Annotated in this window: 26 protein-coding genes; 7 read left to right on the forward strand and 19 right to left on the reverse strand. The window is 63.4% G+C overall.

Annotated features, from left to right (window positions below):
* Positions 1–6 precede the first annotated feature (6 nt).
* Both ACMX2H_RS13045 and ACMX2H_RS13050 read left to right on the forward strand, forming a co-directional pair.
* The gene (locus ACMX2H_RS13045) at positions 7–447 is read left to right on the forward strand and encodes a DUF4913 domain-containing protein (RefSeq protein WP_414960910.1); all 441 of its coding nucleotides are present in this window, start codon (positions 7–9) and stop codon (positions 445–447) included.
* Positions 448–556: 109 nt separating this feature from the next.
* Positions 557–2680, forward strand: a complete 2124-nt coding sequence (locus ACMX2H_RS13050) for a KAP family P-loop NTPase fold protein (protein WP_414960911.1) — start codon at positions 557–559, stop codon at positions 2678–2680.
* A gap of 78 nt (positions 2681–2758) precedes the next feature.
* Here ACMX2H_RS13050 and ACMX2H_RS13055 read toward each other — a convergent pair whose 3' ends face one another.
* The 3 genes from ACMX2H_RS13055 to mobC are packed head-to-tail and all read right to left on the reverse strand — an operon-like array spanning position 2759 to position 6052.
* Complete coding sequence (locus ACMX2H_RS13055; protein ID WP_414960912.1) at positions 2759–3991, reverse strand: hypothetical protein; 1233 nt, start codon at positions 3989–3991, stop codon at positions 2759–2761.
* Between the two features lie 30 nt (positions 3992–4021).
* Positions 4022–5659, reverse strand: coding sequence for a relaxase/mobilization nuclease domain-containing protein (locus ACMX2H_RS13060; RefSeq protein ID WP_414960913.1), 1638 nt, complete (start codon positions 5657–5659; stop codon positions 4022–4024).
* Between the two features lie 3 nt (positions 5660–5662).
* Positions 5663–6052 (reverse strand): plasmid mobilization relaxosome protein MobC, encoded by a 390-nt coding sequence (gene mobC / locus ACMX2H_RS13065; RefSeq protein ID WP_414960914.1) that lies wholly within the window; start codon positions 6050–6052, stop codon positions 5663–5665.
* A gap of 226 nt (positions 6053–6278) precedes the next feature.
* Here mobC and ACMX2H_RS13070 point away from each other — a divergent pair, with 226 nt between their 5' ends.
* Positions 6279–6587: a hypothetical protein gene (locus ACMX2H_RS13070; RefSeq protein WP_414960915.1), complete on the forward strand. Its 309-nt coding sequence runs from the start codon at positions 6279–6281 to the stop codon at positions 6585–6587.
* Between the two features lie 754 nt (positions 6588–7341).
* Here ACMX2H_RS13070 and ACMX2H_RS13075 read toward each other — a convergent pair.
* The 12 genes from ACMX2H_RS13075 to ACMX2H_RS13130 form a co-directional block, all read right to left on the reverse strand.
* Entirely contained in the window at positions 7342–7749 is a 408-nt protein-coding gene (locus ACMX2H_RS13075) for a hypothetical protein (protein WP_414960916.1), read from the reverse strand.
* A gap of 119 nt (positions 7750–7868) precedes the next feature.
* Positions 7869–8498 (reverse strand): TlpA family protein disulfide reductase, encoded by a 630-nt coding sequence (locus ACMX2H_RS13080; RefSeq protein ID WP_414960917.1) that lies wholly within the window; start codon positions 8496–8498, stop codon positions 7869–7871.
* A gap of 17 nt (positions 8499–8515) precedes the next feature.
* The gene (locus tag ACMX2H_RS13085) at positions 8516–9265 is read right to left on the reverse strand and encodes a cytochrome c biogenesis CcdA family protein (RefSeq protein WP_414960918.1); all 750 of its coding nucleotides are present in this window, start codon (positions 9263–9265) and stop codon (positions 8516–8518) included.
* A 235-nt stretch (positions 9266–9500) separates the two neighbouring features.
* Entirely contained in the window at positions 9501–10100 is a 600-nt protein-coding gene (locus ACMX2H_RS13090; RefSeq protein ID WP_414960919.1) for a cadmium resistance transporter, read from the reverse strand.
* Between the two features lie 115 nt (positions 10101–10215).
* Positions 10216–10725, reverse strand: a complete 510-nt coding sequence (gene lspA, locus ACMX2H_RS13095; protein ID WP_414960920.1) for a signal peptidase II — start codon at positions 10723–10725, stop codon at positions 10216–10218.
* The gene (locus ACMX2H_RS13100; protein ID WP_414960921.1) at positions 10722–12674 is read right to left on the reverse strand and encodes a heavy metal translocating P-type ATPase; all 1953 of its coding nucleotides are present in this window, start codon (positions 12672–12674) and stop codon (positions 10722–10724) included. The genes lspA and ACMX2H_RS13100 overlap by 4 nt, the downstream gene beginning before the upstream one ends.
* A gap of 52 nt (positions 12675–12726) precedes the next feature.
* The gene (cmtR, locus tag ACMX2H_RS13105) at positions 12727–13080 is read right to left on the reverse strand and encodes a Cd(II)/Pb(II)-sensing metalloregulatory transcriptional regulator CmtR (RefSeq protein ID WP_414960922.1); all 354 of its coding nucleotides are present in this window, start codon (positions 13078–13080) and stop codon (positions 12727–12729) included.
* 190 nt (positions 13081–13270) lie between these two features.
* Positions 13271–14161, reverse strand: a complete 891-nt coding sequence (locus ACMX2H_RS13110; protein WP_414960923.1) for a F510_1955 family glycosylhydrolase — start codon at positions 14159–14161, stop codon at positions 13271–13273.
* A gap of 94 nt (positions 14162–14255) precedes the next feature.
* The gene (locus tag ACMX2H_RS13115) at positions 14256–14918 is read right to left on the reverse strand and encodes a DUF305 domain-containing protein (protein ID WP_414960924.1); all 663 of its coding nucleotides are present in this window, start codon (positions 14916–14918) and stop codon (positions 14256–14258) included.
* Between the two features lie 127 nt (positions 14919–15045).
* Complete coding sequence (locus ACMX2H_RS13120; protein WP_414960925.1) at positions 15046–15525, reverse strand: DUF6153 family protein; 480 nt, start codon at positions 15523–15525, stop codon at positions 15046–15048.
* A gap of 59 nt (positions 15526–15584) precedes the next feature.
* Positions 15585–17765, reverse strand: coding sequence for a copper-translocating P-type ATPase (locus ACMX2H_RS13125; RefSeq protein WP_414960926.1), 2181 nt, complete (start codon positions 17763–17765; stop codon positions 15585–15587).
* 66 nt (positions 17766–17831) lie between these two features.
* Positions 17832–18179 carry a heavy-metal-associated domain-containing protein gene (locus tag ACMX2H_RS13130; RefSeq protein WP_414960927.1) on the reverse strand — a complete coding sequence of 116 codons (348 nt, stop codon included), beginning with the start codon at positions 18177–18179 and terminating at the stop codon, positions 17832–17834.
* 285 nt (positions 18180–18464) lie between these two features.
* Here ACMX2H_RS13130 and ACMX2H_RS13135 point away from each other — a divergent pair, with 285 nt between their 5' ends.
* From ACMX2H_RS13135 to ACMX2H_RS13150, 4 genes are all read left to right on the forward strand, one after another.
* Positions 18465–18887, forward strand: coding sequence for a four-helix bundle copper-binding protein (locus ACMX2H_RS13135; RefSeq protein ID WP_414960928.1), 423 nt, complete (start codon positions 18465–18467; stop codon positions 18885–18887).
* A 927-nt stretch (positions 18888–19814) separates the two neighbouring features.
* Entirely contained in the window at positions 19815–20414 is a 600-nt protein-coding gene (locus tag ACMX2H_RS13140) for a DUF305 domain-containing protein (RefSeq protein WP_414960929.1), read from the forward strand.
* Positions 20415–20638: 224 nt separating this feature from the next.
* Positions 20639–21217, forward strand: a complete 579-nt coding sequence (locus ACMX2H_RS13145; protein WP_414960930.1) for a recombinase family protein — start codon at positions 20639–20641, stop codon at positions 21215–21217.
* Between the two features lie 46 nt (positions 21218–21263).
* On the forward strand, positions 21264–21950 hold the full coding sequence (locus ACMX2H_RS13150; protein ID WP_414960931.1) for a uracil-DNA glycosylase: 687 nt from the start codon (positions 21264–21266) through the stop codon (positions 21948–21950).
* 390 nt (positions 21951–22340) lie between these two features.
* Here the strand turns inward: ACMX2H_RS13150 and ACMX2H_RS13155 are convergent, their stop codons facing one another.
* From ACMX2H_RS13155 to ACMX2H_RS13170, 4 genes are all read right to left on the reverse strand, one after another.
* Positions 22341–23801 (reverse strand): ThiF family adenylyltransferase, encoded by a 1461-nt coding sequence (locus ACMX2H_RS13155; RefSeq protein ID WP_414960932.1) that lies wholly within the window; start codon positions 23799–23801, stop codon positions 22341–22343.
* Positions 23802–23820: 19 nt separating this feature from the next.
* The gene (locus ACMX2H_RS13160; RefSeq protein WP_414960933.1) at positions 23821–24201 is read right to left on the reverse strand and encodes a hypothetical protein; all 381 of its coding nucleotides are present in this window, start codon (positions 24199–24201) and stop codon (positions 23821–23823) included.
* The gene (locus ACMX2H_RS13165) at positions 24198–24635 is read right to left on the reverse strand and encodes a hypothetical protein (protein ID WP_414960934.1); all 438 of its coding nucleotides are present in this window, start codon (positions 24633–24635) and stop codon (positions 24198–24200) included. Before ACMX2H_RS13165 ends, ACMX2H_RS13160 begins: the two co-directional genes overlap by 4 nt.
* A gap of 169 nt (positions 24636–24804) precedes the next feature.
* Positions 24805–24963 carry a hypothetical protein gene (locus ACMX2H_RS13170; RefSeq protein ID WP_414960935.1) on the reverse strand — a complete coding sequence of 53 codons (159 nt, stop codon included), beginning with the start codon at positions 24961–24963 and terminating at the stop codon, positions 24805–24807.
* Between the last annotated feature and the right edge of the window lie 28 nt (positions 24964–24991).

Raw genomic sequence — 24991 nt, forward strand, 5'->3', positions numbered from 1 at the left:
TAGGGCATGGCGATAGAAATCGGACGCTTCGGTGAAACTCCCAGCCCAGACGTTGAGGAGGCTGGCGCTGATGCCGGAGAGCAGCAGAAGCCCCCGCAGTTGGTCTACGGCTCTGCCGAAGAGTTCCTGCACGAGCAGCTGCTCCCTACCTACGTCCGCGATGTCGACGGTCGGGCAGCGAAGTGGTGCATCGAATGGTATTTCCATCCGGAAGCTGTCTCCCGGGTGGAAGCGCTGTGGCGGGCTTGGGAACATCTCAGACTCGACGGTGCCACCGGCATGAGCGTCTGGTTCAAAGACCACGCAGACCACCACATGAGCGTGCTCCTCGACCCGCGCGGACCGTTCTACAAATGCGACATGCAAAAGCACCGCGAGCCCGAGCACCTTGAACCCAAGAAGGCCCCCGCAGGGTGGTTCCCGGACGTTAGGGCTCTTCCTGCCTGACAGTGAAAGAGTGCTTTTAGGGGCTCTTTACCGCTGTTGTCGTTACTCCCACTGACCCCTCACCCAGGGGCCAGCTTATGGAGGTGTGACCATCGGATATGGTGCACCTATGGCAAACCTCGAAGCGTGGTCAGATGAACCGATCAATGGCATTGAGGAGGATACCTTTGGTCGAAAGCGCTTCGCACAGCTCCTGGCGGAGGCGATTGATGAGGTTCCTATCGGAGCCCCAAGCACGGTGTTTGGCCTGGTAGGTCCTTGGGGAAGTGGGAAGTCGTCTGTGGCTTCGATGGTGGGAAAGATTCTTCCAAATAGTTGGGTCACGCAATCTTTCACACCCTGGGCAGCGTCAGGTACAGCTGCCCTACAGCTTGAGTTCGTCGCTGCACTCGATACCGCAGTGGGCGGGGGGCTTGCTGAGGATGATGCCACAAGAACTGCACTGCGTAAATACGCGAAGTGGGCCAGTCCGGTGCTCGCCGCTATCCCTGGAGTAGGCAAGGCCTTGAGCGGCGTCGGGCAACTAATAGTCGACGAGGCTACGGCCCGGCAACCGTGGTCAGTGGAGTTTGAAGCGCTTGCCGAACTCCTTAGGACGATGGGTAAGCGGGTTCTGATCGTTTGCGATGACATTGATCGCTTGGATGCAGTCGAGCTTCTCGAATTTCTTAAGGTCGTCCGCCTCCTCGGGAGGTTCCCAAACGTGCATTACTTAGTCGCCTACGATGCCGACACGGTGGAGGATCTGTTGGCTGCGGAAGGCATCCGCGGTCGAACGAGTTCTTTCATGGAAAAAATTGTGCAACACCCTTTCGAACTCCCTCAGATAGATAGAGCAACGCGGTGGAGACACATCTCGAAGGCAGTATCCAAATCGCTAGATGCCCAGGGTGTTCGCCTCAATGAATCCGGGATGGAGCGTTACCGACTCCTCATAGACACACTTACTACGGGCTTAGTAACTCCTCGTCAGATTGCACGGTACGAGAACCATCTCAATGTGCTAACCCAGCTAGTCCCTGGTGAGGTCGATTTTCTAGATTTCGCTGCCCTCGCCAACCTTCGTCTGAATCATCACGAGATCTATGAAGCGCTCCCGGAGTGGGCCCCTCAGTTGCGAGCAGGCTTCTGGCGCAGCGCTGACGAAGAAGAAGTGGAAGAAGGCAAAACGCTGAGTCCCGAGGACTGGATAAAGCTGTTCAGGGACACGTCACGTCGCGCCGATATCACGGGAGCTTGGGAAAGCGTCCGCTTTCTCTTTCCGAAGCTTCAGGACTGGCGCAACATCAACAAGCCGCCCCATCCGCAGGCGTTCTCCGACAGCCGCTACTCCGAGCGCTACTACAGCTTAGGTGTGCCGGAGGACGACATTTCCGACGTGATTGTGTCACGGGCGATCGCGTGGTTGATGGGAGTAGAACCTGATGACGCAGCTGAGGAAGCCCTATCAAAAATATCCAGCTCCGCGCACCCCTCAATCGCCCGTCTCGCTTTTGAGAAACTTCGCGAGCACCGTCAAGCGTATCTACAAGGGTTTGCAGACGGTCATCGAGTCACGAAGCTCGTCACGTTCCTGCTGTCCGAGTACCGGCGCTTAGAGGACAGTCGCAACGACCCGGAGACGGCAGTCGATCTCATTTTCGACTGGTTGGCTGCGGAAACTCTCCTCGGTTTTAGCACCGGAGAGCTCACCCGCGGGCAGCTCCTCGAGCTTTTCGGAGAGGATCTTTGCCTGACAATCCTGCATGCAATTAACAGGCCCTTGTTAGCTGGGCAGGACACACACAACGTCGAAAAGATGTTGCTTGATTTCGCCAACCACTTCCTCGATGCCCTCGACAGTCAGGAAAAAACTGCCCTCGAGCCGCTCGAGTCGTTGAGACTGAGGCTCTCGCTAATTTCAAGGGCAAAGGGTACAGAAGCTATCGCCGGGCTACTCGATCCAATTGTTGATGGAGACACCGCCCTGTTCGAGTCGGCTGCCATCGCAATGGTACGCACTGAAAGCTGGCACGGCGACGGCTCCGTTCGCCAAAACTTGAGCTTTGAAACTAAGGAATGGACGATCGCCGTGTCCGCCCAGGTTCGTGAACGTATGGCCGCAAGCCTCACGGAGGAATTTGATTCCCAAGAAATTGATTACGACGACATCGCTTCCCCCAATCGGCGGAGAGTGGCTATTCGTAGCGTTCGCTCCGAATTCAGGCCCGGCAAGGATGCGGCCAGCGGTTGATCCTGGCGCAGGGTTTTGCGGCAGCGTCGGCCGCCCGGGGGTAGAAACGGGCACTGATGCCCTGTCCTCATTTCAGGGCTAACGAGAGAGTCCACCCCTGCCTCGTTCAGCGCCCACTGATGCCCCGGTACGGGACTTTCTGGCTTTTGCCGCCGCCTTGCCCTTAGTAATGGCTGCACTGGGGTGTGTACCCTCGCTGCGCGCCGCAGTGAGCCGTCCGCGGATCTGAGCCTCACTGGCGCCGGTATTCTCCAGGGACTCCGCGAATTTTGCATGGTGTTCGGCTGAGCCGTAACCAGCAGCTGATGCGCTTTCTGCTTTGAGTGCCTGATCTTTGAATTGTGTGCTGTCGTTGCCTGTGACGCGGTTTACGATTTCACGGCCGACGCCTTCTATGCGGGAGAAGAGTTCCTTTTCGGCCCTTTCATACCGTTGCTCCATTAACGCAACTTGGGACCCCGTGAAGCCGCCCTCGGTGAGGAGCTTGGCCTCGTGCATCTCCTTGGCCGCTTTGACGAACTGGGGATCGTTGAAGTGGGATTCGCCGGTACCGTTGATATTCGCAGTGGTTTCTATCCGCAGCTGTTCGATGTCGGGACCGTTGATGCCGTCCTTGCCGATGAGGAACAGACGCTCCTTAATGTCGGCGTCTGCAGCCGCAGCAGCCTTGGGCGTTTTCGCGTTGTGGGCACGCTGCAGAGCCTGTGCCAGTTCGGGATTTGCCAGGTATTCCACGGGGACCTGGTGGCGCTCCATTTCAGGAGCCAGCTTCGTCGCCTGGGCTCGAAGTTCCTCTGCCTGTGCAGCTGCGATCAGCTGCACAGCTTTCTCGTGTTCGGCAGCAGCTTTCCATGCTTCTTCCTGGCTGCGTGCCAGCTCGTCCAGCCGGGCCTTCTCGGTCGCGATGGTCGCGATTCCTGATTCAAGGTAGGCGGTGTCCGTGCCGACGTCGTGTGTGTCGATGCCGTACAGGGCAAGGACTTCTTCACGGATCTTCGTAGAGGCTTCAAAGGCGGCGGGGTCGTGGTCTTTCCAGCCTTCAGCGACGGAGTGCGCCGTGGCGATGTCGGCCGGCTGTGCCTTGTCCCACCACTCGTCTTTCTGGACAGCTGCGAGGACGGCGAGGGCTGAACTGCGTTCAGCCGCGAGCCGCGACTGGGCTTCCTGCGCTGCCTGGGAGTCCAGGTGTTCCTGCTGCCGCTGGGCTTCCTGCCGGCGGCGCGCCAGCGTCTCGGCGATGCGCGAGGCGATCATCAGGGATTGCCGCATTCCGTTGTCGAGAAAGTCGTCGATGCCGTCTGATTCACTCATGGTGTTCCCCTTGCACTAGTGGTGTGATTCTTATCGGTCGAGTCCCGGCCCGGTGCCCCGGTTGGGTTGATAGGTCTTCGCCGGCGTGGCCGGCGTGGGTGTCGTGGGGACCACCGAACCGGGACGAATCGGAGCCATGCCGCGGCGCGCAATATCAACTGCACGGGGCGGGTTCGCAGCCGCTCGGGCGGGTTCCTGTTCTGCTCCTACGGGAACGGCCTTGGGCATCGTCGCAGTGAACGGTGCCAGCTGGTTTTCGACTACTGCCCGGATGCGCTGGGCTTCACGGGCACGGCCAGACTGGGCGTGCATCTCGTAGACGGCGAACGCGGTGTTGATGAGCTGAACCATGAGCGCCGTTTGCGCTGCCGTCTTGTTCTTGCTGGACGCTGCCATGAACAACATGGCGGCACCAGCGATGGACGGAAGTGCGACCGGTTTGCTGTACTGCCGGGGGTTACGCAACTGCGCCGTCCGGGACAGTTCCGCTGCTGTTGCGGCCAGTGGGCCGGGGGTAGGTTCGAGCCTGTAGGACCATGCGGCGAATGCGCCGGATACTTCCCTGGCTGCCTTCGCCCAGGTGGCATGATCGTCCCGCGGGATGCTGCGAAGTTGGTCCGCCAAAGCGGTCGCGTTGCGTGTGTATTCCACCCATGCCTGCGCCGGCGGTGTTGCGTTCTCCGGTCCTGTCCTTGAGACGGGCCGCTTGTTCCGGGCCGCTGCATTCCATTCCGCAGCGGCTTCCGTAGCGAGCTGGGGTGAGTCCATCCATTCCTGCCGAAGGGCACCCAGCCTCAGGTCCGTAGCCAGGGTGCCACCGCCGAACCAGATAGGCCGTTCCCCGTGCCGGGGACGTTCGGCAACGGAGTACCCGACGATAACGTCGGTGGTGTTCTTCGCGTAGCGCGGGCGCACCAGCATTCCGGTCTGACGGGCCCGCCGGACGAACTCTCCTTCGGTGGCCGAGGACGTGGCGCAGGCACGGACTTTGCGTGCCAGGGAAGCACGGTGCATTTCACGTTCATCGCGGACAGCGGTGGCCTTCTCAGCGCGGTCGTAACCGCGGGTGGCGTGCACCGTGGAGAGCTGTTCCAGCCCGTACTTAACCTCGAGCTCGCGGCAGGTTTGCTGTGCCCTCTTGTAGTCGCCATGGGTGGAGGCTTTCGTACCGTCTTCACGGACCAAAGACACGGCAATGTGGATGTGGTGGTTGCCGTTCTCGGAGGTCCCGTGGTTGATCGCGGCCCACCGGCAGCGGGCCTTTCCGCTGGTCTCGGTGAAACCCATGGAGTCCACGAAGTCGTTGGCGATATCGCCCCACTGCTGGTCCGTCAGCGCGCCTTCCTCGGCACGCAGACTCAGGGAGCAGTGCCACACGCTGGCGTCCTTGTAGCCGACGTGGATGCGCTCCTTCTTGGCCGCATCCCACTGCATGTCCTTGATCTGAACTGAGACACCGAAGACCTTGCGCGGGCGGTCAAGGTGCTTGGCAATGGCCAGGGCATCGTCCTTGTCTAGGACACCGTCGTCGTACCACGCCATGATCGCTGCGTCGCCGGCCACCAGGTGCGGTTCGGTGTGCGCGTTCTTCGTCTTATCCGCATCCGTCGATGCCAGATAAAGGATGAGGCCGGCCATGCGTGAGCCGCGGGTGATGTTCGGAATCATGGCCTACATCAGCCCATCAATTGCATCGTCAATCCGCATCGCTACAGAGCGGATATGCCGCAGCGCCTGGCTCGCTTCGGCCGGGAAATCACCGGTGGCGTTCGCCTGCCGCGCCAGCTGGTTGATGTTGTTCGAGGACCGGGCCAACAGGTTGTGCAGGGCCATCAATTCCGCAGCAATCGCGCGGCGTTCCGTGGGCGAATCAGAAGACTCAGACAGCGCCGAGGAGACCAACAGGTTCGGCACCGTCACCCGCTCCCTGGCAGCACGTGCCATCAGAGCAGCGTCTTCCTCGGCGGTGACCCACACATCCCGACGCTTCTTCGTACCTGCCGGCTTGTTTTCCCGACGGCGGCGGGAGAACCGGGAACGAGGCGCATTCTCTTCGGTCACTCGTTCCCCCAATCCTTTCAACCGGCCCAGCGCAGCGACCCCGGAGCCGGGGACCACACTGCCAAGTGTGCCCGACCGACAACCCCTTTGTCGAAAGGATTCACCACTTACACGGGTGTAAGTGTATAGCTTGCTCCGTCGGGGCAGATTTCGCGGGTCGGTCGGCCTGGGGGCCGTGGCCCTTCGGGAGATCTGGTCTGTCGTGCCGTCCGGTTAGGCTGGCTCCATGGCTACCCTCGATATTGAACAGACCCGCAACCAGGCCCGCGCACTCCTGGACTCACGCATCGAATCCGTCACCGCACTGGTGAAAACCCGCCAACGGATCACCGACCTCAAAGAACAGCTCGCCGAAGCCGAGCGCGACGATAAGCGCGCCTACGTGCGTGCCACCAAGGACGGCTGGAGCCCCGAGGAACTCAAGAAGCTCGGACTCGAATCCGGCGCGGCCAGCCGCCGCAGGAAAGCCGCCAGCCGCTCGGCCGACGACAATTCCGCGGCACGAACAGAGAGCATCACACCGGCAAACCAGTAGCATCTCCCCTCGCCCACCTGTGCACGGCAAAAGCTAAATCCTCCGGGCTTTTCCCGCACACACCTGGACGACGGGACCCAGCCGACCGGCTGCACACAACCGCCAGGTCACCACCGGACCCGACACTCACCACCGCGCCCCGGCGGTCATGCACAGCCTCCACTTCGGGGCGGTTGTCAGCGGCAGACTTTGCCACGGTCCAGGCCGTCCTGCGCCTGGCCCGCCGGCACGCTGGGCCGGCCGCTTTCAGCAGTGGGCCAACGTCGGCTGAGGCCCGGCGCAAACACAAGAAGGCCGGCACTCTTTCCAGGTGCCGGCCGGCCACAACCGCCCTGGTGCGGGACGGGGGGGCCTCCGGCACCAGCGCCCAGGGGTGCGTGGACAAACAGAAAAGGGCCGGCTTGTGGCCGGCCCTTTTCCGCTCCTCGGACAAAGGAAATCCGTGAACCGCACGTAGCGGAATGTTGTCTCGAAATCGGACGCCTGACTCGGCAAAGCATGGCGCCCGAAGGTCCCACCGGGTGCCTCTTATCCCGCCGGGAGCCGCGGCACTTTGTTGCTGGGTTGGTGGCCGCGTCGAACGGCGGTCCGCCGCCGGTAAGTGGCTGCCGTGGTTCGCACACGGGTGGACCGCCCGCCCATGGGCTCTTAGGCGGTTTCGTGTCCTTGTGCGGGTGCCGCGCTGTCGAGGATGACCTGCTCAACCGGCCCGTGACTGTCGTCCATGGCAAGAAGGCTCCGCTACAACTGGCCTTTACGCCTGGATGTCCGGGATGAACGCGGCCAATTCACCCGCTTTGAGGGCCGAAAGCGCCAGAGCCAGCAAGGCCGGGATCAATAAGTACGCCGGTCTGAAGATGTGCCCCCTTCTCCAGCGCGAAACAGCGACTACGGCAATAACCCCTGCGTAGGCTAGGGCTGCAGCGATCGTGAAGACCGTGCCTTCACCCCAAAAATAGGGCAGGCTCAGCACCAGAGCGACCACCAGCTCCCCGATACCTACCGAGCGCTGAACCCAAGGCTTGGGATTGTCTCCATAAAGGAAGGATGGGAATCGGAACAAGTTGCCGAGCCCGCTGCCCAACAGAAACGCCACGAAGGCAATGTGCGCGACAGCGACAATGTACTCGTAAAGGACATATCCGTCAGCGGCCACGACCATGGCGTGTTTCTCCAGTACTCGTTAGGGCAGGTTCTTTTGGAGGAACTGACGGCAACCCCGGGGGGTTCCGGTTTCCCGGGGAGTGGTAGCAACGTCACGGATTCGGCCGGCCCGGCTGTTCATGAGGCACTCTCGTCCAGTGTGCTCGAGATGAGTGCTTTGAGCGTGCTTTTTTCGGCAACGCCCAGGATGCGTGAGGCGACCCGGGTCTGTTTGTCCAGGACGAGAGTGGTGGGGACTGCCTGGGGTGGTACATGCTCGGTGAGCGCGAACAGTATCGAACCGTCGGCGCCGTCGAAGCTGGGGTAGGTGATTCCAAAGTTCCGCTCGAAGGCGGCGGCTGTGGGGGTCGTGTCGCGGACATTGACGCCGTAGAAGAGCACATCTTGGTCTTTGAAGTCCTGATGGAGGGCTTCAAGGTCCGGGGCTTCCACCCGGCACGGGGCGCAGGAGGCGTACCAGAAGTTCAGCACCACAACCTTCTCTGACCAGTCAGCGGAATTGATGGAAGTGCCGTCGTAGAGCTGGCCGCCCAGTTGTACAGGCTCACCCCGGTTTTCGGGAGCGTACTCGGAGACGGACCCGTCGCCGGCGATGTAGTTTTTGTTGTCGCCGGCTTTCGCCTGGGCTGCCAGCGGGTCCTGCGCGGCGCATCCGGTGAGCAGCAGCGCGGCGGACGCGGCACCGATCAGGAAGGTTCGCCGCCCCGGTTCCGATTCCGTGGAGAGGCTTGGGTTGCGGGTGTTCACGTGAGGGGTCCTTCCGGTCAGACAGGGGTGATGAAGGTTCCGGCGAGGTTTTGCAGCTGGTAGATCCACAGCGTCCAGACTCCCGAGACCATCAGCACGCCGACGAGGATGAGCAGGGCGCCGCCGATGATGTTGAACGGGCGGATATGGCGGCGGATGAAGCCCAGTGTCCTGGTCACCCAGTCCAGGCCCAGCGCCACGAGGATGAACGGAATTCCGAGTCCGAGGCAGTAGAGGAACCCAAGCAGGGCGCCGCGCCAGGCCCCGCCGGTGGTGGTGCTCAGGGCCAGGACTGCGCTGAGGGTTGGCCCCATGCAGGGGGTCCAGCCCAGTCCGAAGACGACGCCGAGCAACGGCGCGCCGGCGACGCCGGTTTTGGGTTTGAAGGAGAGTTTCTTGGTGGTCTGCAGGAAGGAGAACCTGCCCACGAGCACCAGGCCCATGATTACAACGAACAGGCCGAGGACACGGATCAGGATGTCCTGCCAGCGCAGCAGCCATCCTCCGATGGCGCCGAAGGCGGCGCCGTAGAGGGTGAAGACGGCGGCGAATCCGAGAATGAACAGACCAACGCCGGTGAGGACCTTGCGCCTGCTGTCGGGTCTGGCCGGGTCTGCCAGACCCGAGACATAGCCGAGGTATCCGGGCACCAGTGGCAGGATGCAGGGTGAAATGAACGAGACAGTCCCGGCGATGGCGGCCAGGGGCATGGCCACCAGGAGTGCACCGGATTGGACCATCTCGGCGAAGTATCCGCCAATTGTCATGTTGTTCCTCTAACATCGGGTAAACGTGCCGGCAGGAGATGGGAGGCGGCTCCGAAGAGGGTGTTTGCCACGTATTTCCTGTTCTCTATGGCGCGGGCAGTAGCGGAGGTGTCGGCTCCGCATGGAAGGCTGTTCCGCCTGAAACGTGAATGTTGAAGGCGCCGGAGTAAAATCGCCAGTCATACGGGCAGCCCGACCAGAACGGCCTTTGCTGCCTACGGGCTGCCGCCGTGTACTAGAGGCCGAAGGCACCGCCCTCGACGAGAATGACGACGCCCAGGCCAATGAGCACGATCGGGAAGAGGATGTGTTCCCACCGCTCGAGGACACTGGCAATGGGTCTGCGGGTGGCGACGTACTTGGCGGCGGCGACCAGCACTGCGACCAGGAGCAGGAAGATGACCGTGTATGCCGCCACTGCGGCCGGCCCGACATTGACGAACACGGGGACGTAGACGCCGATGTTGTCCCCGCCGTTGGCGAAGGTAACTGCCGCAACCGTCCCGATGCTGACCTCTTTGCCGGCGACCTTCTCCTCGTCGTCCTCCTCCCCGCCCCTCCAGGCCTTCCATGCCGCGTAGAGGCCGAGCGCCAGGGGGATGAGGCCGAAGTAGGGAATTACCTCCGGGGGCAAAAAGGTGCCCGCGCCCAGCGCCACGAGGACGGAAGCCACGATGATGCCGCCGAAGCCAAGGTACTGGCCGACGCCGATCTTCACGGTGGTGCCGCGAATTCCGGCTCCTCGGGCAAAGAACAGGGAGAGCACGATGATGTCGTCGATGTTGGTGGCCAGGAACAGGCCCGCTGCTTGTAGAACTGCTGGGATGAGATCCATGCTTCCTTCCGGTTAAGGACGGCCGATATGGCAATGCCGCTGCTTCAGGGGATCTGCGACAGCGGCCTGAGCCGTCGGGACAGGGTGGGACACAGGGGCGAAGCGACGTTGGCGGTCAGCCTTCGGCGGGTGTGCGCGCGCGCAGGAGCGTTCCGAGGATGAAGACCGCCACGCCCGTAGTGACGAAGACGTCGGCGAGGTTGAAGGTGGGGAACCAGCCGGTGTGCAGGTAGTCCACGACGCCGCGTCCATCGAGTCGGTCGATGAAGTTACCGGCTGCTCCGCCGAGCAGCATTCCCGCGCCGGCCCGGGACAGCCAAGTCGTGGTTGGTGCGGAAGTTAGGACGTACCAAGTCATCGCGGCAATGATCAGGCCCGTCGCGGCGATGATCACCCAGTCCGGCAGCGCCGCGCCGAGGCTGAAAGCGACACCCGGGTTGTAGAGCAGGCGGAAATTGACCACCCCTAGGTCGATGACTGTCCCCCCGGATAGCAAGGCCTCGGCCGCGGTCTTGACGGCCAGGTCGGCGGCTGCCAGAAAGGCCGCCCAGACCAGTAGCACGGTCCTGAGCCGGCGGTCCGGCCGGGAGGGTGTCCCGGCCGGACCGGCTGTTTCAGTGCTCACGCTGCCGGCTCCAACACCGGGGAAGGCTGACCGGCCGTTAGCCGGTTCCTGCGGCTGAGCCGGCCGGCACGGACGCCGTTGGCGATGACCACGATTTCGGCGAGCTCGTGCACCAGTACGACGGCGGCAAGCCCGAGGGCGCCGAACAGTGCCAGCGGGATCAGCACGGCGATCAGCAGCAGGGACAGGCCCACGTTTTGGAGCATGATGCCCCTGGTGCGGCGGGCGTGGTCGAGCACTTGGGGCAAATGGTTCAGGTCCTCACCCATCAGGGCGACGTCGGCGGTTTCGATGGCGACGTCAGTTCCCATGGCACCCATTGCGATGCCGGTGTCTGCTGTGGCCAGGGCCGGGGCGTCGTTGACGCCGTCGCCGACCATCGCGGTCGGGCCGCGCGACTTGAGCGTGCGGATGATGTCAGCCTTGTCTTCAGGCCGAAGGTCGGCGTGGACCTCCGTGATGCCGGCGTCTCGTGCCAGAGCGTTGGCGGTGATGGTGTTGTCGCCGGTGAGCATGGCGGTGCTGTACCCGGACCGGGTCAGCCGGGCGATGACATCGCGTGCCTCCGGGCGCAGTTCGTCGCGTACGGCTACGGCTCCGATGACCTGGCCGTCTTCCTCAATCAGCACGGCGGTGGCTCCGGAGTGTTGCATCCTCTCCACGTCCGCCCCCAATGTTCCGGGGTCGATCCAGCCGGGCCGTCCCAGGCGCAGTTTTCTGCCGTCCAGAGTTCCTTCCAGGCCGGCGCCCGGGATGGTGTCCACGTCTATCACGGCGGCCCGGTCGGGTGTCGCGGCGAGGATCGCGCGGGCGAGCGGATGTTCGCTGCGTGCCTCCAGTCCGGCTGCGAGGGCGAGCACATGCTCCCGGCTCGTGCTACCGGCGGTGGCGACGTCAATGACGGCCGGCTGGTTGCGGGTCAGGGTGCCGGTCTTGTCCAAGGCTATGGTGCGGATTTTCCCCAGTGTTTCGAGGGCGCCGCCACCCTTGATGAGAACACCGATACGGCTGGCCGCACCCACCGAGGCAACGACGGTGACCGGTACCGAAATGGCCAAAGCGCACGGTGAAGCGGCGACCAGGACCACGAGGGCGCGTTCGAACCACACGAGCGGTTCACCGACGATGAAACCGAAAACGATGATCAGCGCCGCAACAATCAAGATCCCCGGGACGAGTTTTTTGGCGATGGCGTCGGCGAGGCGCTGGCCTGGGCCCTTACGGGACTGCTCTGCTTCCACGATGTGGACGATCCTGGCAAGCGAGTTGTTCTCTGCGGTGCTGGTGACTTCGACCTCGAGCGGGCCGGTGCCGTTGATGGACCCGGCATAGACTTCGGTGCCCGGTCCGGCCTCGACCGGCATCGATTCCCCGGTCAGGGCCGAGGTGTCCAAGGACGTGCGGCCTGTAACGATGCGGCCGTCGGTCGCGAGCCGTTCGCCCGGGCGCACCACCATGCGGTCGCCCGGGATGAGTTCGGCCGGGGCGATAGTGGCTTCGGCGCCGTTTCGCAGCACGGTGGCTTCGGCCGGGACCAGGTCAAGCAGGGCGCGTAGGCCGCGGCGGGACTTGGCCAGCGAGTATTCCTCCAAGCCTTCCGAGATTGCGTAGAGGAAGGCGAGCATGGCCGCTTCCTCGATCTCGCCCAGCGCGACCGCGCCGACGGCGGCGATGGTCATCAGGGTGCCGACGCCGATTTTGCCCTTGGCCAGGCGCCGGAGCGTAGAGGGAACGAACGTCCAAGCGGCAATCAGCAGCGCAAGGACTTCCAGCGGAAAGGTTACCCACTCCGGGCCTCCGGCAAGTGAGGTGATCCATGCAGCCAGCAGCAGGACGCCTGAGACAGTCGCGGCTCGGATCTCGGTAACCTGCCACAAGCCTTCCGCTTCCTCCTCTCCTGCTTCCCCGGTTTCGGGCCGGTCGTCGCTGCAGCCACAAGCATCGCTCATCGAGCATCCTCCTTTAATGTCAGTGCGGCTGCATCATCGGTGACAGTGGTGGTCATCGGGCGCCCCCGCAGCAGCCGGGCACTGAACATGCAGGATCGATACACGGTTTGTTCTCGTCCACCGCAAGCGTGACTTCCACAAGGGCCTGCAGTGCCTTCCCCAGATGAGGGTCAGCAATCTCGTAACGGGTTTGCCGGCCTTCAGGCTCTGCGACAACAATCCCGCAATCGCGGAGGCAGGTCAGATGATTGGAGACGTTCGAACGGGTCAGGTTCAGACTGCGCGAGAGGACGGCCGGGTAGCTTGGTCCATCCAACAACGCCATGAGGATGGAAGAACGGCTCGGATCAGCCATCGCGCGTCCGAGACGGTTCATCACGTCCAGGCGGGAAGCAATAGTCAGCATGTACTGACCATACAGTAGCTACTGATCAATCATCAAAACCCGGCTTGGTCTGGACTAGGCCGCCCCTAAGCCGTCGCCCGCCGCAACAGAGGTCAGCGAGAGCTCTGCATCAACTGCCGGTGGACCGAGCGCAGGACCGAAACTTGATCGTGCGGTGGAAAACAGGTGGCGCAGACCCGTGTAACCAGCGTCATGGCAGGTTCCCGTTGCCCACGGGGGTAAATGTAGCCCCATTGTCCTGTGAGTGTTCGAGGCCACTGGTGGTGGCAACCCATATCTGCGTTGCTTCCTCGCTGCCGTTGCCGGCGGTCGCGGCGATGGCTGCGGGCTGGCCGCTGACGCTTCCGCGGGGCTGCCAGGTGCGTCCGGCATCCCGGCTGATATGGACGGTGTTGTCGGTGGCCACACCGGCGACCGTGGCGGAGTCCGCGAAGGCTGTGAAGACCAGCAGGGGCGCGTTGGCGGGCTGTTCCCAGGTGGTTCCGCCGTTGCCGGAGCGTTGGAGGCCCTGCTCGGTCGTGGCCAGGACGACGGCTCCAGTGGGAGAGCCAGCCAGGGCGAATGGCTGGAAGTCGGCCTTTATAGTGGTCCAGCTCCGTCCGTCCTTGGTCCGGCGGATCTGGCCGTCGTATCCGATGATGCCGTCCCGGGTGGAGGTCATCGCGTGGAAGTCGGATTCGCCTTGGCGCGAAAGCGGTTCCCAGGTTTCCCCGCCGTCGTTGGAATGGATCAGTCCCACCGGGTCGGGCAGGTCCGAGCCCGGGCCGGGATGGCCGGAGGCATAGTAGTGGCCGGGGTCGGCCGTGGTGGCGAAACCCATGAGGTCGATGGTGGGGCTGATCTGTTCGACGGGGCTGGCGGTGGCATTGAACAACCCGTTGTGGGTGGCCAGTAGAACGTGCCCGGTGTCCGGGTCAACGGTCATCCCGTGAATATGCCCATAGGGATTGGCAGGCGCCGTAGCGGCCGGCGGCGCGGCGGGTTGTGTGGGACCGCAAGCGGCGAGCAGGGCGACGGCTGCGACGGCAGCGAGGGCGCGGAGGGTGCGGGTGGTGGTGGTTTTGACGTGTGCTGCGGGCATGGCTGTATTACTCCGGTGAGGGCTGGGGGGCGTGAGCAGGCATGGCAGCGGCGGACCCGCCTTCGGCTGGGCTCCGCCGCTGCCGGTCGAGGGTCTAGAGGGTGGCGAGGAGGTCCTTCATTTCCTGGATCTCGCCTTCCTGGTCCTTGATGATCGTCTGTGCCAGTTCCACGGCCTGCGGGTTGGAACCCTGTTCGGCTTCTTGCTCGGCCATCTTCACGGCCCCTTCGTGGTGGGCGATCATTTGGGTCAGGAACAGTTCTGCTGCTTCGGTGCCCTGCGTGGACTCCAGCTTTGCCAGGTCATCTTCGGACATCATCCCTTCCATCGAGCCCATGCCGGCTTTCCCGGATTCGTTGCCGTGCATGTCGTGGCCTTCCATGGCGCCAGCGCTTTCCGAGGGCATCATGACCGGTTCGCCCCAGGCATCGAGCATGGCGGTCATCCGCTCGATTTCCGGTCCTTGGGCTTCCTTGATCCGGGTCGCCAGCTCGGTGATCTTGGGATCGAGACTGTCTTTGCCGAGCATGATCTCGCTCATTTCGACGGCCTGCTGGTGGTGCGGGATCATCATCTGCGCGAACATCGTGTCGGCGTCGTTGTGCTCGGCGCTGACCTCAGAGCCTGTCTGGGGTGCGGCGCCGGACTGTGTGGTTTGACCGGGGGCTGTTTGGCTGCCGGTATCGTCGGCTCCGCAGCCGGCCAGGGCAAGGGCGGCGGCGAGGGCGGCAGCGGGCAGGGTCAGGTAACGCTTCATGATTCTGGTTCCTTCAAGAGTTGCTTCGCTTTGGGAAGTCGTGCGTCTCAGATGCCCGACCGGACGGTGATGCCGGACAACGGGCAGGCACGACGGACCGAATGCTTGTGGTGGCGTTCGGCGCGGTTTAGGTGCGGCTGATCGAAAGCTGAATCAGTGAAGGAGGCTGCAACGGTGCGGTGTGTGCAGGGAAAATACCGGGCGGGCCGCGCAGGCCGGCAGCCGAGAAGAGCACCCCGGACGCGGGTTTGATCAAGCCGGCGGCGCCGACCATGAACAGTGCCAGCATGCACATGCTTGCCGCCATCTCGTGGTCCCCGCAGCCCGCGCAGCTCATCACTGCCGTCCCGGGTGCGCCTTGATCCGTCATCACTGAGGTGCCGGTGCCGGGATGGTGGTCGTGCCCTGTTTCGGGGGCGGCCGCCACAGCTGCTGCCGAGGCGGCGTTTCCCGGGTTGTGGCTGCCGATCCAGATGTGCATGCCCAGGATGCCGGCAATGATGGCAGTCAGCCCGAGCAGCAGCGCCCACTTCCGGGCACAGGAGGCGACGGTGACCGGGCGGGATCTCCCGGTCACCGTTCCCTGCAACGTGGCCGCGACGTACATGTCCCTCCAGCGTAGCCGCCCGTTTCCACCGGCTTCCAATCCAACTGCGGCCCGGACGGCTACCGGATCCGTTCCGGGTCCAGGTCAATCCGGCGCAGCAGCTGCGCGTTCAGCGCCACGACGATCGTGGAGATCGACATCAGGATCGCGGCGACGGCCGGGGAGATCGCGACGCCGGCGAAGGCGAGCACGCCGGCGGCCAGCGGCACGGCGATGATGTTGTAGCCGGTGGCCCAGATCAGGTTCTGGATCATCTTCCTGTAGCTGGCGCGTGACAGGTCGATCATCGACAGCACCGAGCGCGGGTCGTTGCCGGCCAGCACGACGCCGGCCGATTCCATGGCCACGTCGGTGCCCGCGCCGATGGCGATGCCGACCTCGGAGCGGGCAAGCGCAGGTGAGTCGTTGACGCCGTCGCCAACCATGGCCACCTTCAGCCCGCGCTGCTGCAGCTCGATGACCTTCTTGTCCTTGTCCTGCGGCAGCACCTCGGCGAAGACCTCGTCAATGCCCAGGTCTCTGCCCACGGCGTTGGCGACCTGGCGGGCGTCGCCGGTGATCAGGGCGACCTTGACGCCGCGCTCCTGCAGCGCCTTCACGGCTGCCCGGGACTCGCTCCGCACCTTGTCTTCCAGGGCCAGCGCGCCGATGATCCTTCCGTCGCGGACCACATGCAGCACACCGGCACCTCGGTCCATCCAGGCCTCGGTTTCCCTTGCGATGTCTTCGGGCTCGCTGAGGTTCAGTTCGCGGAGCATGTTCGGTCCGCCGACGGAGACCTCGGAGCCGTTCACTGTCGCGCGGACACCCCGCCCTGTGCTCGACGTGAAGGTGCTGCCGGACAGGCCCAGCCTGACCGCTCCGGGGTTCTGCGCTGCGGCCTTGACGATGGCTCGGGCCACAGGGTGTTCGCTGTCCGATTCGGCGGCCGCGGCCAGGGCCAGCAGCTCAGCCTCGGTGACACCTTGGACGGGGGCGACGGCGGTGACGGCGTGCTCACCTTCGGTTAGGGTGCCGGTCTTGTCGAACAACACCACGTCGATGGTGCGCATCCGCTCCAGCGCCATCCGGTTCTTGATCAGCACGCCGGAACGAGCGGCCCGTTCGGTGGAAATGGCGATGACCAGCGGAATGGCCAGACCCAGGGCATGCGGGCAGGCAATGACCAGCACGGTGACTGTGCGGACCACCGCTTCATCCGGGCTGCCCAGGATCAGCCAAGCAGTGAAGGTGATGATGCCGGCAACCAGAGCAAAGTAGAACAGGAGGGCCGCCGCCCGATCGGCCAGGGCTTGCGCTCTGGACGAGGATGCCTGGGCCTCTGCGACCAGGCGTTGGATGCCGGCAAGGGCTGTGTCGGAACCGACGGCGCTGATCTGCACCCGCACTGCGTTGTCCGTGGCGACCGTACCGGCGACCACGGTATCCCCGGTGCCGCGGCCGACGGCCTTGGACTCACCGGTAATCATGGATTCGTCGAATTCGGCTTCGCCGTAGATGATCCGCCCGTCTGCCGGCACCCGGGCACCTGAGCGAATCAGGACGACATCCCCGGTGCCCAGCGAACCGATCGGGACGGTGGTGACTGTCCCGTCGCCGTTGACCTTGTCCGCTTCATCCGGCAGCAGCGCGGCCAGCGCATCGAGGGCGCCCTGGGCGGAGCCGAGGGCGCGCATCTCCATCCAGTGGCCGAGCAGCATGATCACGATCAGCAGGGCCAGTTCCCACCAGAAGTCCAGGTCGAACCCGCCAATGCCCAGGGTTGTGATCCAGGAGGCGGCGAAAGCGACCGTGATCGCCATGGCGATCAGCAGCATCATGCCCGGTTGCCGGGACTTCAGTTCCTTCACCCCGCCCTTCAGGAACGGCATGCCCCCGTAGAAGAAGATGACCGTACCGAGCACGGGCGGGATCCACGCTGCCCCGGGGAACTGCGGGATTTCGTAGCCAAAGAGCATCCCGAACATCGGGCTGAAAAACACCACGGGGACTGACAGGGCCAGGGACAGCCAGAACTTGTTCTTGAACATGGCGGTGCTGTGCCCGGCATGTTCGCCGTGCGTGTGGACGGCATGCTCTTCGTCCACCGCAGAATGCGCGTCATGTCCGGCCGGCATGGCCTGCCCGTGCGTATCGTGATCGGTCACCGCCGGCCCATGGCCCTCATGGCCCGGGTCAAGAACAGGTTTCCGGGTGTGACCGGTCGAATCGTGGTCGTGCTGCGAATGCTCGGTGTTCATGACTCTTCTTTCATAGCCGGGCGGCGCCCTCACCGCCGAATGGCGGCGCTTCGGAGATCCGGGTCTTCAGGAAGTGATGAGTTCGTAGCCGGCCTCAGCAACGGCCGACCGCACCGCATCCTCGTCGAGGGGACGCGCGGCAGCAAGGGTGACAGTGGAAATGCCGCCGGGAACCAGATCGATCTGCACATCCCTGACCCCATCGAGTGCACTCAGTACTTCGGTGATGCTGGAGGCGCAGTGTCCGCAGGTCATGCCCGCCACGCGGTACTCAGCTGCAGCCGTCAGGCCCGGCGGCTGTTCTGGTTGCGGGTGCTCGGCTTGGTTCTTGGAACCGATGTCCGGCGCGCAGCAGGCGCAGCCGGAAGCGGACTCGGTTAGCAGGGGAAGTTCGCGGTCAAGGGGCGCGCTCATGGTGTTCTCCTCACACTTCATTCGTGATGGCCGCGGGAATCTGGAACGCCAGGCCGCAGAGGGGATGACGTTCCGCCGCCGCAGCGGTGAGGACCTTCACTGCGTTGAAGCCCTAAACGGGCCCGTGACGCTGGTTTCCGGTAACCTCCAGTTCTATACCCCCCAGGGGTATAGGTCAAGCCGGCCCCTCCGGCCTAGGTAGCCAGCACTCCAATAGTAAGGCTACTGTGCTTATGTGGCGGCCGACGCCCGTCGGCCTGCAACCCGACAAACAGGAGCAAGATCATGACGCACATCAGCTCAATGCTCGACACCTACCCCAAGGACCTGGGCGGAGTGGACCGTCAGAAACTCGCCGACTGCATAGCCGCCTGTTTCGAATGCGCCCAGACCTGCACCGCCTGCGCCGACGCCTGCCTCTCGGAGGACATGGTCGCGGACCTGACCAAATGCATTCGCACCAATCTGGACTGCGCCGACATCTGTGCCACGACCGGCAACATTCTCTCCCGCCACACCGGCTACGACGCGAACATCACCAAAGCCGTCTTGGAGGCCTGCCGGACGGTTTGCAAGGCTTGCGCCGACGAATGCGAACAGCACGCCGAGATGCACGAACACTGCAAGGTGTGCGCAGAGGCCTGCCGCCGTTGTGAAAAAGCCTGCGACGAGCTGCTGTCCTCCCTCGGACGCGGCGCCTCCGAATAGGAACAAACCCGGAACAAACCGCAAGCCTGCCGCCCCTCCCTGTCATCGAGGATGGGGCGGGCGTACCCTGTGAGACGCCAGATCCGGTGTACAGGCTGCTTTGGGTTGCCGACGTTTTTCTAAGGATCTCAAAACGCTGAAGTGTGGATGGAAGGACCATGGCTGAACGGATCCCGCTCCTTGAACGGTGGTTGCCCGGGTTTCCGGCCCGGTTGAGGATCCTGCCGTTACTCGCAGCTGCGCTCTTCGTGGCAAATGCTGGCATAGTATGCCTACCAGCCCAACACTCCCATGGTTCGAAGCCGGGGAATTTATACGCCGCTGCAGTCCCCGCTGTCGGCCACACCGATCCTTCAACCGCACACATACCTTGCGGCAGCGGCCACCAGTGCTGCACGAATCCCGCGGACAAGATATACAGTGAGCCGCTGTATCGGATAGCCGGCCAGCTGACCATGGACGCTCCCCGATTCCACCCGCTGCGGCCTGCCGGCAACGCCCCGGCAGGCGGACCGTCACCTCCTGCGTCCGCTGCCCTCTCATTAATCGGCATCGGCGTCAGCAGGACATAAACCAGCACAGCTATGCCTGTCTGCCTGGGGATTTCCAGGGCAGGCAGGCGCACTCCACCCTCCCTCCGGCAGCGGCCCGCTACTTTACTGTGGGCCCTTTTGGTCACCGTGTCCCCGGCGCCCTGGACGCTCGCCCTGAGCCGGCGTGCGTATCCGACGCGGTATTCCTGCCCTGTGGGAGCGTGGAAAAGACGCCCAGGCGACGATCACGAGGCTCTGAATTCTTGCTCCGGGAAACCGGACGGGAGGGCCCGGCGAAGCTCAGGGAAAGAGCCATGGACATAAGCAAAACACGACAGGCGATAACGGAATATTGCGCCTCTACCGGGCGCGCAGAAGACGAGGAGGCAAATCGATGACCATGAAAGACAAGGCGCGAGACGGAGCCGAGCACCACGACCAAGGGAAGTCCCATGGACCAAGGAAGATGTACCTACGGTTCGCGGCCATGATCCTGACCGCGATGGTCGTCATGTACTGGGTCATGTTTGTCGGTTCCTGGGAATGGTCCCACGTGCGTTTCAGCCAGAGCAGAATCTTCATGGCGATCACGATGGGCGGCACCATGGGATTGGTCATGCTCGCCTGGATGCTCAACATGTACAAGAACACAAAGGCAAACGTTGCGGTGATCGTCGTCAGCGTTCTGCTCATTGCAGGAGGTGTGTTCCTGGACCGCAGCCAGATAACCGTGAACGACACAGCGTTTATGCGCGCTATGATTCCCCATCACTCCTTGGCCATTACCCGATCCGAACGCGCCCAGATAAAGGACGTCCGAGTCTGCGAGCTTGCCGCCAGCATCAGCGAGGCACAGCGGCGCGAGATCCTTGAGATGGACTGGCTTATCGAGGACATCGAGCGAAACGGCGCTGCCCAGACCGCCGAGGAGGCCGACTCCCGCCCCGTCCCGGACTACCAGGAGGCTCCCGAACGGCAATGTCCTACCGACTGATGCCATACACGGCGTGGTCGAGAACAGTACCGTGGCCTCCACCCACAGCCTAAGTGAATCTTCTGGCTCGTAGGATGAGTCGCATAAGCCGGTCCTCCACCGCGACACTTACGGACCGCTCCCGGGCCGGGAAAGAAGCCATACAAGTACTGGCTTCTTAGATTCGCGTATACCCCGCCCGCAAAAAAGCCCGGTGAAGGTAGCCTAAACGCTACAGTTAGGGCATGTCCGCGCACATCATCGGCTACGCCCGCGTCTCAACCAACGAGCAGGACCTCACCGCCCAAAGAAACGGACTGGCCGCATTGGGCGTGCCCGACGACAGGATCTATACCGACCACGGGCTCACCGGCACCAACCGCGACCGGCCCGGCCTCCGTGAAGCCCTCGCCGCGGTCCGCGCCGGCGACACCCTAGTCATCACCAAACTCGACCGGCTCGCCCGCTCCCTACCCGACGCCCGCGACATCGTCGAAGAACTGACAAAAAAGAAAGTGAAGCTAAGCATCGGCGGATCCGTGCACGACCCGACCGACCCGGTCGGCCGACTCCTCTTCAACGTCCTGGCCATGGTCGCCGAATTCGAATCCGACCTCATCCGGGCCCGCACCCGCGAAGGCATGCAGGTCGCCAAGGCCAAAGGCCGACTCCGAGGCAAACAGCCCAAACTCTCCAAAAGCCAGGAAGCCCACCTCGTCTCCCTATATAAGGGAGGACAACACACCACCGCGGAGATCGCCGAGCTCTTCAAGGTCGCCCGCAGCACGGTCTACCGCATCGTGAAACGGACACCGGCCTCCTGATGCCGCAACAACGAAAGGTCTCGGCGCAAATGAAAGCCACACCCGCATGAGCAACTTCGACGACCATGCGCCGTGGCCGGACAGTCCGTGGCCGAACAGTCCGCGGGCGCACCGGCATCGTGCGGAGGTGGACCGGAAGTTGGCGCTGCTGGACGAACCGCACGTCAAAGACCTCAACGACTGGGTCCGGGACTTGAACCGGATGCGGGCCGGACATCAAGCGGCCGCCGAATCGCTGGTGCCGTGGTTCGATCCCAGCGGCGGCGGCATATACGCCCGAATCCTTTTCCTGCTCGAGGCCCCGGGCAGCCGGTCCTCAGCCTCCCGCGGCTCGGGACTGATTTCAATCGACAACAACGACGCCACCGCTGCCAACTGCTTCACCTTGGCACACGAGGCGGGCCTGCCCCGCCAGGCCTTCGCCCTCTGGAACATCGTGCCCTGGTATCTGCCGGACGGGCCCCGGACCCAGACCACCCGACTGGCTGACGTGCTCGAGGCAACGCAGCACCTCGAGACAGTCCTGGGCTTGTTCCGGCAACTTGACCTAGTCATCACTTTCGGTGCGCATGCCAGGACCGGATGGGAGCTGCTCCGGACCCGCTCATCCGGGATCCGCTCCCTCGACTGGCAGGCGGTCCCACATCCCAGCGCCACGAACCTCAACACCCGGCCCGAAAACCGGGCCGAAATCCTCTGTGCCATGAGGAACGCCGCTAAGACGACTTGGTAAGCGCAGCGTCCACTGGACTTCCTACCCCAGACCAGAAGTTTTCAGACACGGCGTTTCCGGCGGCGGCGGCTCGATTGCACCGGTAGGGTCCGGAGCATGGGGGTTTCGACGGTCCATCCCGGCAATCCTCTGGCTGCCGGCACTCATTGGCCTGACCGGATGTTTCATGTGCCTCGTAACTGATGGTGAACACGCCGACTCAACAAGATCGTTAAGGGACATAGTTAGGTGAATCGCCGGTCTCATAAGACTGCACTGAAATAGGACAAGGACAGTCGTCACGGTTGCGCATTGGGCGAGCCTGTCGTATCTGGAGGGTTTCGAGACCCCGGTCGGCCGTGAACGACCGCGGGCCGACCTTGGCTGGTCGACCCGCGGAAGTGCTGCCACCTACTGGAGTCGGGAAATTGCGCGCTGCAGGAAATCCTCGGTCGCCGCGAGGGCGCGGAGGCGCAGGGGGCTCTTCTTTCTCGCACGTTTGGAAACGATGGCGCGCCAATCTTCGCGGTGCTCGGCGATTGGAGTGCGGGTATCACCTACGGCAGTCGCGTTCTCGTAAGCACAGTAGGGGCCTGAAATCGCGGCCGAGTGCTCTAGGGTGTGCGTGGATAGGACGTGACGCAGCGGCGAAGAAGCGCCGCGGCCGCCCGGGTGGGCAGTGAGACTGACGAACTGTGCCAGCAGGGCAGCGCTGACACTCGCGGAGAGCGCGGCGACGTTCTGGCGGGAGGGAGCTTCGCGACGCGCTCCCGCGATATATTCCGGATCATCCAGCAGCCCCTGTTTATCGAGTGGAATGTCGCCGATAACGAGCTGGCCGAGGCACGCCATGCACGGGCGTCCTGGAACAAGCGTGTGCGCACGCCAGATGCCGTTGCGCATGCGCCCATCCGGGAAGGTGTCAAGCGCGATTCCGCCATCGATGACCGGAATGAGGTCAGTGTAGGCGAGTGCGTTCAGCACAGCTCGCGGCCAGGGGCGGTCGACACAGGAGAAGATGACGTCATAGTCGAGCGCCGGGCTTACACCGACGGGGTCGGTGATGCTGACCTCGTGACGTCGAATCTCGAACGACTCCGCGGTCGCGGCAGATTTCATCAGGCGCGCGGCTACTTCGACCTTGGACCGCTCGAGCGCGGCGTCGAGGCGTGTGGCGCCGATCATGCGGTCCAAGTTCACCGTTTCGACGGCGTCGTAATCCATCACCCCGACCGTCGCCAGGCCAGTCGCGGCGAGGCGCTGCGCGACGTCGAGGCCGACGCTACCGCCACCGACGACGAGGACGCGCAGGCGCGCAATTGAACCCTGCGTGCGCTCACCCCACGACGAGACCGTCCGCTGCTGGGAACGAGTCACGCGGGGGATCGGACGGATCTCATCGTTCCAGGTGACAGCGAGCCTCGAAGACACCGACCTCACGGATTCCGCCCAGGTAGGAGCGGTCCGATCGAACCAGAACCGGGCGGACCACGATGTGTCGCGACCGCCCAAGGTCATCCCTAGGAGTGGCGCTTTCGTAATCCCGCGGGCGACGCGCTCATACTCGGACTCCGTCTCCCGGTCCATGCCGCTAAGTAATTGCCAGCCGCGAGAGCCCGGATGGGAGTGCAGCAATGCGAGTCCGTGGCCGGCGGCGCGTGCCTCATTCGATGCGCGGAGCACATATCCACTGGTGAACGACGCGTTCCCGTGCACGTGTCGCTCGCCTTCTCCGGGGAAAATTACAGACTTGATGAGAGCGGTTGTGCGCTCCACGCCGGTGGAGAGGACGTACGTCGCGGCGAGCACGTCCTCCTGGCCATCTTGGCGGATGAGGTGCTCACGCATGGCCACTTCGACTTCACCAGTCATCGCTACGGAATACCTCATGTCATGCCGCCTTCCGGATTGCGATCGAGAGGAAGCCCCGAACGTGCCGGAGCCACGCCAGGGCCGGCGGAATCGACATGTCCGTGTAGCTGAAATCGCGGGAATGCCGCTTCCACCCAGGTTGGCAGTCGATTTCATCCATATTCGTCTCAGAGAACGTGACCGAGTCAGGAAGGTGGATCCAGTGAGGAGGGACCATAGGCCAGCTCAGCACCTCGGACATGCTGACGCCGGTCGTCACCGTCTGCCCGCTCAGGGCGCCGCCTACCGCGACGACGTCGTACAGGATGCGGGGTCCGTCGGCCCGGGCAGTGGCGCCCACGGCGGTCATGTCATTGATGAACTGTTGGGCCGGCCCGGTTAGGCCGGCCGCATCGCTCACGCGACCCCTCCGACATGCTTGGCGGTAACAAACTCGTCCCCGTTCTGAATTTTTACGATCTGCTCGTCGCGGAACGTCTCGGTGCCGCCGGCAGCCAGAATTCGGGCGAGGTCATAGCCTGTGGGGTCGACTCCGGCGAGGCGGAGCAACGCGGCGGCTGTCTGGTCGTCGTCGTAGCTGCTTTGCGGCTCGCCGTCGATGGTGAAGCGAAGTTTTTGGCGGGAGACGAACCGATCACCGTTTTTCAGGTTTACGATCTGGCCGTCGTGGATCTTCTCCTCGACCCCGTTTTTCTTGAGCCGGAAGAGGTCGAAAACCTTCGGATCCCGTCCTGCGAGGCGGAGCAGCGCAGCAGCCTCCTGGTCGTCATCATGAGTGGTAAACGCCTTGCTGTCGATAGAGATCCGCAGAGAGGTCGTTGCCTTGGGGGCCATTTGGGCCCTCCTTCCTTGTAGCTTGCTCCTACTTCCGGCTGGAAGCAGGTAGCCTATACCTGTCGGGTAAAGCCGACTCTACCATAAGTACCATTTACCAAAGAGGTAAAGCTTGCAGCTCGCCTGGATAAGTCCTCAGCTTGAGGACTTCTGTGTCTCGGGAGCGCAGCTACGCGCTGTCGCCGACGGTCAGGTCGCGGCGGCGGAGGATCTCCTGCACGTCGTCGCATACGCCCCACGGCTCGAAAACCTCGTGACGTTTCAGAGCGTCGGAATAGACGTCCACGCGGGGAATCTGGCGCTCTCGATCGAGGAGGTTGAAATGCATGTACGTCCCCTCAGTTCCGATGGGGTTC

Source organism: Arthrobacter sulfonylureivorans, from assembly GCF_047607445.1.
Classification (GTDB): Bacteria; Actinomycetota; Actinomycetes; order Actinomycetales; family Micrococcaceae; genus Crystallibacter; species Crystallibacter sulfonylureivorans_A.